Origin of the sequence: Cyclobacterium roseum, from assembly GCF_010119225.1 — a bacterium.
Lineage (GTDB): Bacteria > Bacteroidota > Bacteroidia > Cytophagales > Cyclobacteriaceae > Cyclobacterium > Cyclobacterium roseum.
Genome location: NZ_WNKF01000007.1, coordinates 95779 through 112808, shown reverse-complemented (window position 1 = coordinate 112808; position 17030 = coordinate 95779). Strand labels below are relative to the sequence as shown.

The 17030-nt window shown below is 42.3% G+C and carries 10 protein-coding genes and 1 pseudogene; 1 reads left to right on the top strand and 10 read right to left on the bottom strand.

Translation table 11 applies throughout. The annotated features are described in order from the left end of the window. The first annotated feature begins 84 nt into the window (after positions 1-84). Positions 85-1269, top strand: coding sequence for an aldo/keto reductase (locus GJQ68_RS11835; RefSeq protein WP_162417500.1), 1185 nt, complete (start codon positions 85-87; stop codon positions 1267-1269). 125 nt (positions 1270-1394) lie between these two features. Here the strand turns inward: GJQ68_RS11835 and GJQ68_RS11830 are convergent, their stop codons facing one another. From GJQ68_RS11830 to GJQ68_RS11785, 10 genes and pseudogenes are all read right to left on the bottom strand, one after another. Then, complete coding sequence (locus GJQ68_RS11830; RefSeq protein ID WP_235941448.1) at positions 1395-2939, bottom strand: sulfatase; 1545 nt, start codon at positions 2937-2939, stop codon at positions 1395-1397. A gap of 15 nt (positions 2940-2954) precedes the next feature. Then, positions 2955-4580 carry a sulfatase family protein gene (locus tag GJQ68_RS11825; RefSeq protein ID WP_162417499.1) on the bottom strand — a complete coding sequence of 542 codons (1626 nt, stop codon included), beginning with the start codon at positions 4578-4580 and terminating at the stop codon, positions 2955-2957. Between the two features lie 132 nt (positions 4581-4712). Then, complete coding sequence (locus tag GJQ68_RS11820) at positions 4713-6158, bottom strand: RagB/SusD family nutrient uptake outer membrane protein (protein ID WP_162417498.1); 1446 nt, start codon at positions 6156-6158, stop codon at positions 4713-4715. A 4-nt stretch (positions 6159-6162) separates the two neighbouring features. Beyond that, a complete protein-coding gene (locus GJQ68_RS11815; protein WP_162417497.1) occupies positions 6163-9345 on the bottom strand; it encodes a SusC/RagA family TonB-linked outer membrane protein in 3183 nt (1060 codons plus the stop codon). A 347-nt stretch (positions 9346-9692) separates the two neighbouring features. Continuing rightward, a complete protein-coding gene (locus GJQ68_RS11810) occupies positions 9693-11048 on the bottom strand; it encodes a Gfo/Idh/MocA family protein (protein WP_162417496.1) in 1356 nt (451 codons plus the stop codon). A gap of 512 nt (positions 11049-11560) precedes the next feature. Further along, positions 11561-11650 (bottom strand): annotated as a pseudogene (locus tag GJQ68_RS23745) (hypothetical protein); the annotation flags it as partial. Between the two features lie 323 nt (positions 11651-11973). Beyond that, entirely contained in the window at positions 11974-13143 is a 1170-nt protein-coding gene (locus tag GJQ68_RS11800; protein WP_162417494.1) for a peptidyl-alpha-hydroxyglycine alpha-amidating lyase family protein, read from the bottom strand. Between the two features lie 98 nt (positions 13144-13241). After that, positions 13242-14693 (bottom strand): sulfatase family protein, encoded by a 1452-nt coding sequence (locus GJQ68_RS11795; protein WP_162417493.1) that lies wholly within the window; start codon positions 14691-14693, stop codon positions 13242-13244. Between the two features lie 35 nt (positions 14694-14728). Then, positions 14729-15733, bottom strand: coding sequence for an alpha-L-fucosidase (locus GJQ68_RS11790; protein ID WP_162417492.1), 1005 nt, complete (start codon positions 15731-15733; stop codon positions 14729-14731). 225 nt (positions 15734-15958) lie between these two features. Then, the gene (locus GJQ68_RS11785) at positions 15959-16978 is read right to left on the bottom strand and encodes an alpha-L-fucosidase (RefSeq protein ID WP_162417491.1); all 1020 of its coding nucleotides are present in this window, start codon (positions 16976-16978) and stop codon (positions 15959-15961) included. Positions 16979-17030: the final 52 nt, after the last annotated feature.

Genomic DNA, 17030 nt, shown 5'->3' with positions numbered 1-17030 from the left:
TTAATTATAACTTTTTGTGCTAGAGCATCCACCACTTTTCTGTTTTATACACAGTTAGTTACCAACACTTAAACGACAGAAATTATGATGGATAACTTCAATATCAATCGTAGAAAATTTATTTCAGTAGGTACCGCCTTAAGTTTGGGTATTCCTTTTCTTGGTAAGACCAAAGCAAGTAACACAGGGGCTCTAAAGATAAAAACGGATATCCAACCTGAATGGCGCAACAAACAAGCAGGCATGGCCTATCGCCGGTTGGGGAATACCGGTTTGATGATATCAGAAGTGGTCAATGGTGGCGACCCTGTCCGGCTAGGTAACCTGCGGATGACCGAAATTGCCATGGAACGTGGATTGAATTACCTGGATATGGCACCTTCTTACGGTAATGGCGAATGTGAACAAAGTTATGGTAAGATCATCGACAACAGTGCCAAACGCGAAAAGGTATTTATGACCACCAAAGTAAGCGGATATACCAATGTAAGGAATAACCTGTACCGGGGAATTTATGACAGCCTGCCCGGCAATAAACAGGAACATTATCAAAAGAAAGCCCGGGAAATGCGGGCGGCCAGAAATGTGGATAAGCCCGGCTATTTTATTACTTATTGGCCCGGACAGCCAAACTCCTTTAAAGGTACCTACCTGAGCAATGCCATGGCCGCTGATTATGCCCATAAAGTGGAAGGAAGTCCAAAGTTCAGGGAATACATCATTCAATCGGTTGAAAACAGCCTGAAGCGGGTTGGCACCGACTACTTTGATATTTTGATGTGTCCTCATGGGGCCGGATCTCCCGAAGAAGTGCAAATAGAGGAGACTTTTACCACTTTTGAACAACTAAAAAAGGACGGAAAAGTCCGTTTCCTGGGCGTGTCTTCCCACAATGACCCGGCCGGTGTCTTAAGGGCTGCCCGGGAAACCGGCCATTATGAAGTAGCCATGGTAGCATATAACGTGATCAATGGCGGATACATGGAAAGAGAGATTGAACTGGCCAATGAAAGCGGCATGGGCATCATCGCCATGAAAGCAGCTATGGCTGTAGCCACCCATCACACCGCGCTGCAACCCATACCCGAGTGGCGCATTCAAAAAGTACAAAGGATTGTGCCCGGGGAGATGAAAGCCCCGGTAAAGGCCTATATGTGGGTCTTACAGAACCAAAACATATCCGCAGTAATTTCCAATCTTTGGGATGAACAACATGTGAACGACAACCTATCGGTAGCCGGTAAAAAGGTAGAATTGCAACCGGGTTGATCGCTTACAGGGTTCCGGAAGGATGAATCCCGGTAAATATTCAAGCTTGAATAGTGCCTGATTTGAAAGTGTTTTTTTATTGTTATCATGCCTTTAATTCCTGGAAAAGCTAAATCCTGAAATCACTAAAAAAAAATACCACTTCGTGCTTTTTCCTTAATCACTTCAAATTGGATCCTTATCTCCTCCAATGCGCTCTTTTTTGAGGGGTCTCCCAACAGATTGACATGTTCCTCCGGATCATTATAGTGATCATAAAGCTCTTCATTATTTCCTGTTGCATCATCTCCCCATCGGGTGTACCGCCATTGATTGGTCCTGATGGTAGCTGCGGCCCCACCGTTGGTGATGGTATAGGCATACTCCTTGTTTTTCGCATATTCACCTGTCTTTAAAAACCCGGCCAAACTCTCTCCCTGAAGGATGGATGGCTTTTCATTGGCAAACCCGGCCAAATCTGCCAAGGTTGGATAAAGGTCTATTAGTTCGGTAATGGAAGGGTTGGTGGTTCCGTATTTTCCTTCATAGGCCGTTCCCGGTACCGAAATGATCAACGGTGCCGCCACACTTCCCTCCCAAAGGCTGGATTTTGACCAACAATCATGCTCTCCCAAATTATACCCATGGTCCGACATGAAAATGACAATGGTTTCCTTTCTCAGGTCCATCCGGTCAAGGGCATCCAGTAACCTGCCCACCTGTTGGTCCATGAAACGGACACTGGCCATATAAGCCCTTATGGTTTTTCTTTGCTGTAGCGCACCCATTCCCCAGACTTTCTCATTTTGTCTTCTCAACGCCGGCTCAGGAACATTTTCACCAATAGTAAATGAGGGCAATTCCATTTCATTCACCTGATAAGGGGAGAAACTGCTTTCAGGGGCAATCAGGGGCACATGAGGCCTGACAAATCCAACCGCCAAAAAAAACGGGGCCTCATTTTTCACTTTGACTTTGTTGGTCGCATGGGGTGCTACTTTTCCAACCCGGTTTTCCAAAATGGCAATGGCTTGGCTCGCTGCCAGGTAATCCGTCTGCGTACCCTCCAGACTATCGGCAATGACCATTTGGGCAAAATTTGATCCATAATGAAGGTTCTTAGGTGAAAGCAGCTCCAAATGGCCCTGGCTTAGGGTTTCCGGACCAAGCACATTGTACGCATAATCCCAGGAGTCAGGCTCATCCCCTCCCGGGTCCCCCCTTTCTATACCACCTGGAACACCCATGTGGAAAATCTTGGAAACCCTGGCCGTATAATAACCCCGCTCCCTAAAAAAACCTGCCATAGACGGATGATTGGCCAAGGCAGGAGTTTCCTTTTTATAACTTCCCGGTTGATCATTGTTGCCCAAAACCCCATTGGTCTGGGGATACAAACCGCTCATAAAGGAGGCCCTGGAAGGGCCACACAGTGGAAATTGGCTATAAGCCCGGGAAAACCTTACCCCTTCTCCAGCAAGCCTATCAAGGTGCGGGGTATGGTTATCAATATCCATATAGGGCCCGATTTTGGTATTCAGGTCATCGGCAATGATTACCAGTATATTAGGTCTTTGTGCCTGCAGGTTTAAGCCCATCAAGCACATACATGCCGTAAAAAATAAGGTATGATACTTTCTATTAAAATATTTTCTCTCCAAACAGCTATATCCTAAAACCTGAATTTTCATTTTCCTTTAATTAACCTATTGCCTGTTGTTTCTATATTCCAAATAAGCATCCAGGTATTTTTGATTCATTTCATCAGAGTCCCCATACTCCTTCCGAAGATCCTCCAATTTTTGGTGCAGTTCTTCCCTCATTTCTGCATAAGCAGGATCATCATAGACATTGTTCATTTCTTGGGGATCCTTTTCCAGGTCATACATTTCCCATTCATCGATGTCATAATAAAAATGCATCAGTTTATACCTTTCCGTGGCCACGCCATAGTGCCGCTTAACCATGTGGACGGAGGGGTATTCGTAATAGGTATAATATACCGCATCCCGCCATTCATCGGATTGGCCGCTTACCAAGCCTCTGAAGGAATCCCCCTGCATTTCCGGGGCAGCCTCCACCCCGGCATAATCTAGCAGGGTAGGCGCAAAATCCAGGTTTTGGACCAGTTTATCGATCTCAGTCCCCGGCTTAATTTCTTTAGGGTATCGGATCAATAAGGGGGTACGGAAAGATTGCTCGTACATAAACCTTTTGTCAAACCAGCCATGCTCTCCCAGGTAAAATCCCTGGTCGGAGGTGTAAATCACGATGGTGTTCTCTGCCAGCCCATTTTCTTCCAGGTAGTCCAATACCTCTCCCACCCCATCGTCCACGGATTTGATGGTTCTCAGGTAATCCTTGATGTACCTGTTGAATTTCCAAACTCCGATTTCTCTTTCCTTTTCCTTATCCTGAAAGGCAACACCTTCGGCCTGAGGATAAGCATCTATAAAGGCCTGGTTCTTTGGGTTGTAAGCCTCCCTCCATTGGGACAGTTGTTCCTCATTAAATCGCTCCAGTTCTTTGGAAAAACCCGTTTCATTTCCTTCCGGGTCCACCTCAAATTTAAAGTCATGGCCCCACCTGGCATGACCGTCAATTTCCATTTCCTGGGTCTTGGCAGCCGTCCACCTACCTTCGTAGTTGGTTTCGTCGTCAAAATAAGTAGCCGGTGGTGTGAAGGTTTTATCGTCGTACAGGGTCAGGTATTTTGGTGCCGGTTTCCAATTTCGGTGGGGGGCCTTTTGGTTATAAATCATCAGAAAGGGCTTGTCCTTATCCCTCCCCTCTTTTAGCCAATCCAAGGCAAATTGGGTGGTGAGTTCGGTAACATACCCTTCAAAACGCTTCCTTTCTCCATTCACCAGAAAATCAGGGTTATAATAATGTCCCTGCCCGGGCAATACCATGGAATGGTCAAACCCCTGTGGCAGGCCATCCAGGTGGATTTTGCCTATCATGGCGGTATGGTACCCCGCTTTTTGAAGCATCTTGGCAAAGTTATTCTGGTCCCAGTCAAAGGGTTGGACATTGTCCACCTTTCCATTGAGAAAGCTGTGTTTTCCCGTCAAAACTACCGCGCGGCTGGGGGCACAAATGGAATTGGTAACCGTGGCCCGGGTAAAAATCGCCCCTTCCTTAGCCAACCGGTCAATTTGGGGCGTTTCATTTAATCCATGACCGTAGGCACTGATGGCCTGATAGGCGTGGTCATCGCTCATGATAAAAACGATATTGGGCAGGGAGGTTTTATCCTTCTCTTCCGTATTGCAAGACGTCGCCAGTAGGCTGCCTAAAAGAACACCAACGATTATACTATTCCTCTTCATTCACTTTAAATTAGGTTTATTATCGATTCCAACTAGATGCAAAGGCTATTAAACGTTCAAATGGGCCCTTTTACCGTTTAAATTTCCAAAAAACAAAAAGGAAAAGGGTCAGGTAATTTAAAACAAGTTGATCTAATATCCTTCATTTTGAGTTAAATTTGGATTTCGTTCAATTTCAGTTTGTGGAATAGGATACCTTACCTGATGGTCCATAGCGGTTTTACCACGTTCATTTGCCATTTCGATAAATTTACCGTGGCGTATCAGATCTTGCCTTCGTAATGCCTCTGTATGGAATTCCCTGCCTCTTTCGTCTAATATAAAACTCCTAAAATCTTCCTTGCCTGGAAAATCGTTTACGGATAAAGTGGAAACGCCTGCAGCCTCCCTTATACTATTCAACAAATCTACCGATTCTTGATTTGGGCCATTGATTTCGTTCAAAGCCTCCGATCTGGAAAGCAGGATATCTGCATACCTGATAAAAGGAAAATCATCAGACGAACGGCTTATCCCCTGACTCGGATATTCAGGGAATTTCATACTTCGTGCATTATCCTTACCTAAAACAATTGTCTCACCTTGGGCGTTGACAAACTCAAATAAAAATGCGTTTAACCTTTCATCTTCAGGCTCAAAAAGTTCTAGAAAAGCAGACCAAATCTTATACTCGGCAGCAAATATGGCACGAGGAGGATATTGCCATTGATAGCCTCTGGGAACGACATGGCTTAGCCAGCCATCACCGGTATTATCATCCGGATTATCTGACATAACGGCCACAAAGATGAATTCGTTGTCTCTTTGGTTTTCGGGGCTGAACAACTCCGTTCTATCCCCTTGGGTAAACAAATCATATTCCCCAAGGTCCATCACCTCTTTAGCAGCAGATGCCGCCTCAGGCCAATTTTTGGTCATCATATAAAACTTGGTCAAGGCTCCAAGCGCAGCCCCCTTGGTGGCACGCCCGTATTCAGCATTCCTTGGTTCCAAAGGCAATGCATCCGCCGCAGCTATGAATTCATCTGCAATGAATGACGTTATTTCTTCTTCAGAAGCCCTTGCCGGACGATCCGTTACCGTTGTTTGGCTATCGGTAATTAGGGGAACAGGTCCAAATAGATCATACAAAAGATAATAGTTGAATGCCCTCAAAAACCTGGCCTCCGCAATGGTTTCCCTTTTTCTATCTTCATTCATTTCAATAGCTTCCGCATTATCCAGGACAACGTTTGTCCTGAAGATCGTACGGTAACGGCGTTCCCACATATTTCTGATCCATTGGTGCGAGCTTGTCCAGGTGAACTCTTCAATGGGTTCGTTGAAGGTAAATATCCCACCGCCACGTTCCAAGGCAATATCCGTATTTACTTCCTGCAGCGTTACCCCGTCTCGCTTTATATCGCTATACCTTATTTCACCATACACCGAATTAAGAACGACATCAAGATCATCTCCTGTGTTGAAAAAATCATTGGGACTTAATACGGTAAAGGTTTCTTCTTCCAATAGGTCTTCGCATGAAATGATCACTGAACAAATCATTGCCAACCAAATAAGTGATTTTATCTTTTTCATATTTTCAAAAATTTACATTAATTCCGATTGCATATGTTCTGGCAAGTGGGTAGGCACTATAATCAATCCTTAAATTCGAAGTTCCCAAAGAGTTGATATCTGGGTTGTAACCACTATAATTGGTCCAAGTGACCAAGTTTTGCCCTGAGGCAAACAAAAGCAATGATGAAATACCCTTAATAGTTAAATTTGGAAAGGCGTAGGCTATCCTGGCGCTTCTTAACCTTACAAAAGAAGCTTCTTCTACTACCCTGCTATTGAAATCATAGGTCCGGGAAGGGTTAACAAAAGAGGGTTGTTCATTCGTTGGGTTATCAGGGGTCCACCTATCCAACACATAGGTTTGCCTGTTCCTTAAATCGTCAATTGGGTTTTCTGAATCGATTTTAGTGAAGTTTGCCAATTGAAAACCAAATTTACCTTCTAAAAACACCTCCAGTGAGAAACCTTTATAGGATAAGGTGTTATTTAGTCCCAGGGTAAAATCAGGAAAAGGGTCCCCCAATATGGTTCTATCCTGATCGTTAATCACATCATCGCCATTTAAATCCCTGAATTTTCTACTGCCCACAGCACCATTTGTCTGAGAAGGTGAATTGGCCAACTCCTCTGCAGACTGGATAACCCCATCGAACACGTGACCATAATATGCATTGACAGGCTGGCCCACTTCCAAAATCGTATAGTCTTGCATGAACCGGGTACCGCCCTGAAGAATCCTGGGCAGCTGACCAAGATTAGTAACCTCATTCTTCACGGTGGCCATATTTAAATCCGTAATCCACGAAAAATTACCGACGAAGTTCCTTGACGATAGTGAAAGTTCAAAACCACTATTTCTGGTATCCCCTACATTTTGCAAAGAATTACCAAAACCGGTAGTGGTAGGAATGGGTAAGAGCAATAACAGGTCCCTGGTATTGTTCTGAAAGTATTCCACTGAACCGGATATTCTTCCGGAAAGCATCGCCAAATCGATTCCCAGGTTAAAGGATTCCGTTGTTTCCCATTTTAGATCGGGATTTGCCAATTGGGTAGGCGCAATAGATTGAAATTCATCCCCATTAAAAACGGAGATTGGTCCGGACCCCAAAAGAACAAGCGATCTTCCATTATCAATTTCCTGGTTTCCGCTCACCCCAAAACTAGTCCTTAATTTAAAATCGGAAACAAAACCATCCTCTGGGAAGAAAGCCTCATTGGATAGGTTCCACGCAAGGGCTCCTGATGGGAAGTAGGCAAACTTGTTGTTCGCACCAAATCTGGAAGACCCATCCGCTCTAAATGATGCCGTCATCAAAAAACGTTCATCATAGGAATAGTTTACCCTGCCAAAACCTGAAACAATATTGTTTTTCCCTTTAAATGACCCTACTTCATACAGTAATGGATCTCCGGACCCTAAATTATTGGGCCCAAAGGAGGTGGTTGGAAAATCCATGGCACTTGCATTAAACCCTAAATTCATGAATTCCTGATAGGAATAACCACCAAGCAAATTTAATTTGTGCTGACCACTAAATATCTTATTGTAATCCAATGTGAATTCATAAACATAACTATTGTTTTCTCTCAAGTTTTGCGTAGCCTGACCTTGTCTCAAAAGTCCAATTTGAGTCACGACATCATCGAAACTATCACTTCTCGCAATGCCCTGATCCAAACCAAAGTTTAGTTTTGCCTTCAGGTCAGGGATGACCTCATATTCCAAAAATCCATTCCCAAACAGTCGGGTTCTTCTCTCAAATCGATCCATCGTTCGTGCCTGGGCCACCGGATTGCTCAAATCCTGCAGGCTGGTTGAATAGGTTCCATCGCTATTGAATATCGGTTCTGTTGGTGGTAATTGCAATGCCGCCGCAATCACCCCGGCGGTTGCGTTTACGCCAAGACCAAGTGGCACTTGATCCTCTTTGACATAGCTATTATTGAAATTGATCCCTACCTTTAACTTATCACCCACAGAATGAGTTAAATTTATGCGGCCGGAAAATCGTTTAAAACCTGAACTTATTACGATGCCGTCTTGGTCAAATGCATTTAAGGACAAGTAATACTGGGTATCTTCAGAGCCTCCCGAAAAAGAAAGACGGTGTTCCTGAATGGGTGCGGAACGGAAAATCTCACCTTGCCAATTGGTACCTGCCCCTATGGAAGTGAAGTCATTTTGACTAAAAATCGGTTCCAGGCCCCTATCACTGTACACGTCATTGTAAAATGACATGTATTGTTGGGCATTCATCATATCTAATGTTTTCGTAGCAGATTGAATGCTGGTCGTGGCATTATAACTTATCGTTAAAGGACTATTTTGCTTTCCATTTTTGGTGGTTATCAATACCACTCCGTTTGACCCTCTTGCTCCATAAATGGAGGTAGCAGAGGCATCCTTTAACACTTCTATGGATTTTATATCAGATGGATTTAAGGAATTTTCCGGATTGGCCCCGGGAAGTCCATCAATTACATATAGCGGTTCATTTCCTGCGGTTATGGAATTAGACCCTCTTATTCTAATGGAAAAATTTCCACCTGGTCGGGCACTTGCCTGAGTGACCTGAACACCTGGAAGCCTTCCCTGAATGATCTGCTCTACCGATGACTGGGAATCCGTATTCAATTTATCCGCCTGAATGGAACTGACAGACCCCGTAAGGTCACTTTTTTTGACCGTTCCATACCCTACAACCACCACTTCCTCCAAAGAGGAGGCGTCCTGTAACAGGGTAATATTAAGGGTGGTTTGGGTGCCTACTGCTACGGTTTTTGATTCATAGCCAATGTAAGAGAACACCAGGCTTGCTTCGTCCGGGACGGTAATGGAATAGTTACCATCTATATCCGTGACAGTACCCGAGCTGGTGCCAAGCACGGTAATCGAGGCTCCGGGTAAAGGCGCTCCGCTTTCATCGGTTACGGTTCCGGAGATTTCAATGTCTACATTTAAGGCCGTCGGGGCCTCCCCAGAACCGGATGAGTTTATGAAATGTGGACTGATGTTGTTGGAAGGATCATTCGTTCCTCCATTGTTAATAGATAAGCCAGAAGCGGAAAGTTGACCAATAAAGAGCAGGGACAAACAATATCCGTAAATCACCTTTCTAGCAGGTATCCTTTTTTGACTTATCTTTTTCAGATAGAAACAAAAATCAATTTTCTTCCTGCTGAAATAAGTATTTATTTTCATTACAGTGGGGTTTTGTGTCAATAAATAAAATTACCAGGATATTTTAGTTTTAGTATCCAATATTTTACCCATCCTGTGTTATATGTTAGCCCAGGCATGACAAAAAGTTTAAATTTTCTACCCATTAAATCAGTACTTAAAACAATTAAAGGAGTTAAATTGGGCGATTTGTACGTTCAATTACTTTTAATGTGTTTCCACTATTTCTGTGCTCAAAAAAGTAAATGAACGGATGGTAGAATATTCGGGGGATTTTTAGGAGCTGGAATGGCATAAAACCTGAATTTTTTCAGGAGAATTGAATTCAATCCTTTCACCCATATATTTTCAATAAAATCCTGTCCATTCTACCAAAGGTCTTCTCCGTAAGACCATCCTTCGCGAACAGGCTCTTTAATGTATGCATCTAGCTCAGGACGACCAATGGCCTTCATGTTTTTTTCGTCGTATTTAATGGTTCCGCCAAAACGTTGAGCGAGTACACCTACAAGTCCCATTTCGGTTAAGTCTGCACCATAATCGAAGTTTGAGCCGGGTAAGGTGTCGTTTTTAATGGCAGCCACCCATTCTTGTACTGGTTTTTCTTCTTCCACTCTCGGAATGGTTTCTGCTGGTTTATTCTTTTGGAAATCGATCCATTCTTCTTCAGGGACAAGTAACCTGGGATTGTTTGGACGACCACCATGATAAAGTGTCTTCTTCGAACCAATCATAATCATCCCATTATCCGGCATTTCTTCGAGCCCATACTCCTCCTTTAATTCCGGTTTGCCCATGCCTTCAATCCATTTCATAGTAACAGGTGGTTTATTACCGCGAGCTCCAAATTGCCAGGTTATCGTTGATTCCTGTGCAATCATACTATGATCAGGAACTTCAGGGTTTGGTACCACCGCATCTACGGTATGTGGCATTCCAAGATCCAGTGACCAGAAAGGAGCATCTAAGGTATGGCAACACCAGTCGGCCATTGCTCCGCTACCAAAATCGTAAAAAGTTCTCCATGACTTAGGTGCATATTCATTATTAAAAGGACGATCAGCTGCGGGACCTTTCCATAAATCCCAATCTAAGCCTTTAGGTACTTCATGTGCTGGAAAAGGAAAGGCTTCAGGCTTCGAAAAATATCCATCCGGACTAAAAGTTGTTGGGCCTCCCCATCTAATTACTTCTTTAACCTCTCCAAGAACACCCGCATCATACCATTCTTTTACCAATCTGATTCCATGGGTTGTATGCCCTTGATTTGCCATTTGCGAAACAATGCCATAATGTTTTGCTGCTTTTTTCATGGTACGGCATTGCCAAATATTATGCACCAGTGGTTTTTCGACCAATACATGTTTCCCAAGTTGCATGGCAGCCATTGCCGCAGCGAAATGGGTGTGGTCAGGCGTAGCAATCATAACCGCATCAATTTCGTTGGCCATTTCGTCGAACATCCGCCTGAAATCTTTGTACTTTTTAGCTTTAGGCACTGTTTTGTAGGCATTTTCAGTCATTCTGTCGTCAACATCGCACATGGCCACAATATCCTCTACGGCAACCTGGCTCCAACTCGCACGACCCCTGGCTCCAACGCCAATCATTGCAAAACGCAATTTTGTACTTGGCGGACGTTCGATAAAATTAGGAATAAATAATGCTCCTAAACTGGCTGTTGAAGCTGATTTTAGAAACGTTCTTCTATTTGTATTCATCATAATTTAATTAAATGAGCTGATGCTTAATCGATTATCCTTTTATTTTTTAAGCCAAATATTATTTCCTGGATTTAAAAACCTGGTAAATAAGGTTTCCACTTACAGGATCATAAATATTAAGGTAAAATCAAAGTAAATAGGTTAGAATTTGCCAGATTAAACCTTAAAATTTTGAAAATTCAAGTTTCTGAACTCACCTCTTCGTTATGCGCTGTCAAGTGATGATGCCTTCCTTGCCCTTATTTACCTTGGAAATTGATTTAAGAAATGAGAAACCAAAAAATGGCATCAGTTAAAACACAACGGCATCAAAAGCTGCTAGAGTGAAATCGTAAGAAATTGGAAACACACAAAAAGTAATCACCAGATTGGGTACAAACACCGACGACAAAACAGCCACTACCCGAAAGTGTACCGTGCCCAACGGCAACCTGAAGCGAATTTACGATATCCGCCAAACCAAACAGGATGCTTCTTCGGGTGGGAGAGCAAATAGCAGCAGGCGCATAGGCATTGGTAAAGCGTATCCCTTCCCTTGACAGGCGGTCGATGGACGGCGTTTCAAAAAAATCGCTTTTGGATTCGGCAAACCGGTCGTCCATGCCGATGGAGGTGCTTCTCCAACCCTGGTCATCGGTGAGGATAAAGATAAAATTGGGAGGAGCTGCTTTATTTGTGGTAGACGAGACACCGCTAGTTGCCGCACATAGCACCAATAAAAGGGCGAACACGGCATTAGACCTTTTCATGATTAGACGTATTAAACTAAAGGGGAAATTTTACCTCCCTTAATTTACGATATCAAGCGATTTATTTTAAATTATTCAAATTTGATTCATGATTTATAAGGTTTATATCTGGAATAGCTCTGAATTATCGGATTTCATAGAATTTATTAATCGAGCTTAGGCTAACAAAATTTTTATCACCTAACCCGCACATATTTTTGTAATTTACGTGGTCCGGGCTCCCCCCCGTATATATTACCATATTTATCAACTGCTACAAATTCAGCACCGTTTGTTCTGGTATTGTTAGGATCTCCTGTCTGCAATTTTATGAAATAGTTCACCCATCCCAAATACGCATCACCTATACGAATTCCCATTTCCCATCCAGGATTTTGAACGTTATCTGATTCTGAATCAGATACATAAATATTGTCGTTTTCATCAAAGCATAATCCACTCGGCATGCCAAACTGTGTCCATTGGGCCATAAAGTTTCCCTCCTGGTCGAAAATCTGCAACCGCCTATTCCCTCTGTCGGCTACAAATAATCTACCTCTTTTATCAATATCCAGTGCATGCAAAGACCTGAACTCGCCTGGCCCATAACCTGTTTTTCCCCAGGATTTTAAGAATTTTCCATCCTTCGAGTATTTCATCACCCTATTGTTTGTGTTGTGGCTATGACCATCGGCAATAAAAATATCTCCGTTGTCAGCAATTGCTACATCCGATGGAGCATTAAATTCGTAATCACCTATTCCTGCCACACCGGGTTTTCCAAGTACCATCATTACTTCACCTTCCGGACTGAATTTAAAAACCTGATGACCGCGAATGTCACCTTCTGGGATGCGATTATCAGACACAGATTCTGTCACCCAAACATTCCCATCCTTATCCACATCAAGTCCATGTGGCCATATGAACATACCCCCTCCAAAACTTTGTACAACGTTACCTTCCTGATCAAACTTAAAAATGGGATCCAGATCTGAATCAAGACACTCATTGCCAAATCTTTCAGAATCAGTAGCATCACACCTTATAACTGCCCAAATATGTTCCCCATCAGGATCTACGGTTACTTTTCCAACCGCTCCCATTATCCGTCCATCAGGTAATTTGGCCCAATTTTCGACTAATTGATACGGATTAGGATAAGGCTGACTATAAGTTTGAATTGCGGAAAATAATAAAATGAATATTACCACTCCTTGAATTAAATATTTAATTGATTTTTTCATAATTTTTTTTTGATTAATTGACTCTACAAATACATAAAAATTAGAATTGATGATCACTGCCACTCCTAACAAATTATTTTGAATCATTATTAGGCTGCACATTTGAAATAAAATCGTCATATCCTATGTCATCTAAAAGAATAAATACAATCCTATTACATCAAAGATATAGGTGAAAGTGCTTTCAAAAACAACCGAAGAAAACATTATTGTAACGTCTACTCACCTCCTCTACTCCATACATGACTCCCCTTTAATAGATCGTTATACTCCATTTTCAAAAGGTTTTTCATTTCCTCAAATTCCTCCGGATATAATTTAGCAACATTTTCTGCTTCCTTAATACCTTCGTTCATATTGTAGAATTCAAAATCAACCAAATGGGTCTGCTTAATCAATGCTTCATTTCCTTCATATAAGTTATGTATCAATGGCAGGTAGGTAGAATCGGTTTTCAGTCGGGCGAGAATTTTCCAATCATCTGTGCGCATGGAAACCCTGTGTTGATTTATCGCATCATAAAAAGCCCATAAGAGGGGTTTGTGCCGCTCCATCTTTCCGGTTTCAACTACTGGAATCATAGACTGCCCGTCCAGTGCTCTTTCTGGCAGTTTTGCTCCGGAAATCTCTGCAAAAGTGGGCATCAAGTCCAACAACGAGACAACGGCATCTGAAGTACCGTTAAAGGTCTCTTTTCCTAACCAGGATAAAATTCCCGGGACCCGGATTCCTCCCTCCGTTGTCCACAATTTCATTCCTTTTAACGGCCCCGGCGAACCATAGGCCCTTATTGCACCTTTAAAGCGGTGTAAAGTTTCTGGTCCGTTATCTGAACTAAATATAACAAGTGTGTTTTCACCATAATTCTCTTTCAGGTATTCCACCAAACGCCCAACAGCATCATCTATATTCGCCACATTTGCAAAATATTGTGCCTGATCTTCATTTGTCGATTTTGGTAAATAATTATCAACCAAGAATTTCGGCGATTCTATCGGCCCATGGGGTTCGTGAATACAAACCTGCAGATAAAATGGATTTTCGGATTCTCTGTTTCGTAACCAATTCAAGGCTTCGTCAACAACAATCTGGCAACTAAAACCTTTCAATTCCCCTACCTCTTCGCCATTGCGCACAAAATTAGTTGGGTTTTCATGACTTGGCCTTGCTACGTTCTGCGTAGCAAACCAATGGTCGAAACCAAAATCTCCAGGTGTTGGCTGTTCATCGCTGTTAAACTTTGAATTAAGATGCCATTTTCCCGATAAAAAGGTCGAATACCCCACCTCCTTTAGCATGGCGGGAATTGTTTGTTCATCAGCTTGTAAATGAACCATATCGAGACAGTCTTCTACTTCTCCGTTCGCTGGCCGTATATAATCATAGATTCCTGCTCGATTAGGGCTTCTACCTGTGAGCATACCTGCACGCGCCGGAGAACAAACCGGTGCTGCAGAATAGAAACTGGTAAATTTAATACCATCCTCAGCCAATTCATCTAAATTCGGCGTTTCAATGATCGGATGCCCAAAAGCGGATAAATCACCATACCCTAAATCATCACATAGGATTACCACAATATTGGGTTGGGTTTCTTTAACTTCTGATTTACAAGAGAAAAATAAACTTGTTAACAGAAAAAGAAAAATTATCCTTTTAAATTGTTGCATTTTATTAGTTTTTTTAGTGTTCAATATTTAGGCAACTATTTTTTATTGGTACCCAACGCATCACCAATCTTTCCCAACTGTTTCATAAAATCGTCGGAAATGGTTCCATTACGCAATGGAGGAACATCCCAGGTTACCGCACCGCCTTTTTCATTAACATCCAGGCTGTGCTTAATAACCTGTTCAGCGGTAAACCTGGGGTCGCCTTTTCCCCAGGTTTTGCCTAAATAACTTAAAATTTGGATTTGATTTCCATCAATCATTCCATCTTCATTGAACTTCCAACGAATGCTACTTGGGTCATTAATTTCGCCTGCTGTATAGTCCTCATAAGGTGTCAAAGACATGACTCTGGGAAAAACACCCGGGTTAAAAGCTACAATACCGTTTGGATTACCGGCACGGGCTGCGGCGGCCATGGAAGCAAAATTTGGAATATCCGGGTGTCTAAAATGGGTATTGGGTGTATAACAACCATCTATCCACCATCCTGAGACCTTATCTCCCCAGCGCATGGAAAATTCCCTGATAACTTCCTGCCAACGCAGATACATTTCTGCCTTTCTTGGATCATCCCTATCCCATGCAAATGCTTTTACTTCTTCCGGATTAAAACGAAATTTGGAAGATACGTAGGTAATTAGTTTAATTCCGTATTGATCCAGGGCATGATGTAAATCAACTATTAGATCGCGGTTGCTGCTAATACTGGGCGCTTGCCCCATGTAATGCTCATACATTGAATTGGGTGCCATAAAAAATCCCCCTACATGTCGAATTGTAATTACCAGATATCCGGCACCTACATCCGACAATTGCTTTGCAAGTCCCTCACAATCAAAATTATCTACAAGATAATTCCATTTATCAAAGTTGATTGAGTCCTTATCCAGTTTATTTTCCGATGCTAAGATTGCGGCACTGTAATGTAACATTACTCCCCATTTTGCATCTTTCATCCATGATGCCCTGTTTTGAGCATTAACTGATAAAACTAGAATACTCAACAAAAATATTGTGCTATAAATTTTTTTTATCATTTTAAATAACTTTAAAAGGTAACCACCCGATAAAACAGATGGTTAACCTAATTTGGTAGTCTTTCTTTGTTGCAAGATAACATCTTGATTGAAAACTTGGGATTTAGGATAATTTGGATTTTCAGGTCTGTTATGCTAGATTTTTTGAACACTCCCGTTCATTTATTCTACCATATAAGTTCCCAACAACAAGTGAGTTTTCTTGCAAGTTAGTTTCAAAGTCTATTATTTATTTGTTCCCAACGCTTCTCCAATCTTAGTAAGCTGTTTCATAAAATCGCTTGGTATTGTTCCATCAACAGAAGGGGGGACATCCCAAGTAACTGCTCCTCCTACTTCCTTGATATCCGTGCTATACTTAACAACTTCATCAACAGCAAATCTCGGGGCACCTTGTCCCCAGAATTTACCCAAGTAGCTTAATATTTGTATTTGCTTGCCATCAATCATACCCTCATAATTATACCTCCATTGGATACTTCCTGGGTCATTGGTCTCTCCCGCAGTATAATCTTCGTATGGTGTCAACGACATTATCCTGGGAAATACTCCTGGATTAAAAGCTACGATCCTGTTTGGATTACCGGATCGTGCAGCAGCAGCTAAGGATGCAAAATTAGGAATATCGGGTTGTCTGAGATTTATATTGGGTCGATAGCATCCATCAAGCCACCAGCCGGCAACTTTATCACCCCAGCGTATTGAATATTCTCTGATGATTTCCTGCCAACGCAGAAGTGCTTCTGAGTTCCTTTCAAAAGCCCCAAACTTATAGTGATCCCCCCTGGTGAGTGCAAAACCCTCCATTTCAGCCTTATTTCTATAGGGAGCGTGAGCGGGAAGATAAGCGATAAGCTTGATTCCATACTCATCTAACGCATCAGAAAGATCTGAGATCAGATCGCGATTACTGCATCTGCTGGGAACCTGCCCGGTATAATGATCATACATGGAATTAGGAGAGGCAAAAAATGCGGGACCATGCCGAACAGTGAAGATAAGATATCCGGCACCTACTTCTGACAACTGCTTAGCCAATCCATCACAATCATAATTGTCAATTAACTCATTCCAATTATCTAATGTTATAGAATCAAGTTGGTTTTCAGATGCCAACCACTCGGGTTGATAATGAATCATCACTCCCCACTGTGCATCTTTCATCCAGGATGCCCTGTTTTGAGCAATTGCAGAAAGAGTAAAAATACTTAACAATAGTATGGTACTAATCATTTTTTTTCCCATCTCAATTATATTTTATAAATAATAATTTGTTATTAACAGACGATTTACCTTA

Excerpts from the sequence above, each read along its gene's own strand:
- GJQ68_RS11785 (WP_162417491.1), bottom strand. The coding sequence starts at position 16,978 with ATGGGAAAAAAAATGATTAGTACCATACTATTGTTAAGTATTTTTACT.
- GJQ68_RS11820 (WP_162417498.1), bottom strand. The coding sequence starts at position 6,158 with ATGAAAAAGATAAAATCACTTATTTGGTTGGCAATGATTTGTTCAGTG.
- GJQ68_RS11825 (WP_162417499.1), bottom strand. The coding sequence starts at position 4,580 with ATGAAGAGGAATAGTATAATCGTTGGTGTTCTTTTAGGCAGCCTACTG.
- GJQ68_RS11790 (WP_162417492.1), bottom strand. The coding sequence starts at position 15,733 with ATGATAAAAAAAATTTATAGCACAATATTTTTGTTGAGTATTCTAGTT.
- GJQ68_RS11830 (WP_235941448.1), bottom strand. The coding sequence starts at position 2,939 with ATGAAAATTCAGGTTTTAGGATATAGCTGTTTGGAGAGAAAATATTTT.
- GJQ68_RS11835 (WP_162417500.1), top strand. The coding sequence starts at position 85 with ATGATGGATAACTTCAATATCAATCGTAGAAAATTTATTTCAGTAGGT.
- GJQ68_RS11795 (WP_162417493.1), bottom strand. The coding sequence starts at position 14,693 with ATGCAACAATTTAAAAGGATAATTTTTCTTTTTCTGTTAACAAGTTTA.
- GJQ68_RS11800 (WP_162417494.1), bottom strand. The coding sequence starts at position 13,143 with ATGACGATTTTATTTCAAATGTGCAGCCTAATAATGATTCAAAATAAT.
- GJQ68_RS11810 (WP_162417496.1), bottom strand. The coding sequence starts at position 11,048 with ATGATGAATACAAATAGAAGAACGTTTCTAAAATCAGCTTCAACAGCC.
- GJQ68_RS11815 (WP_162417497.1), bottom strand. The coding sequence starts at position 9,345 with ATGAAAATAAATACTTATTTCAGCAGGAAGAAAATTGATTTTTGTTTC.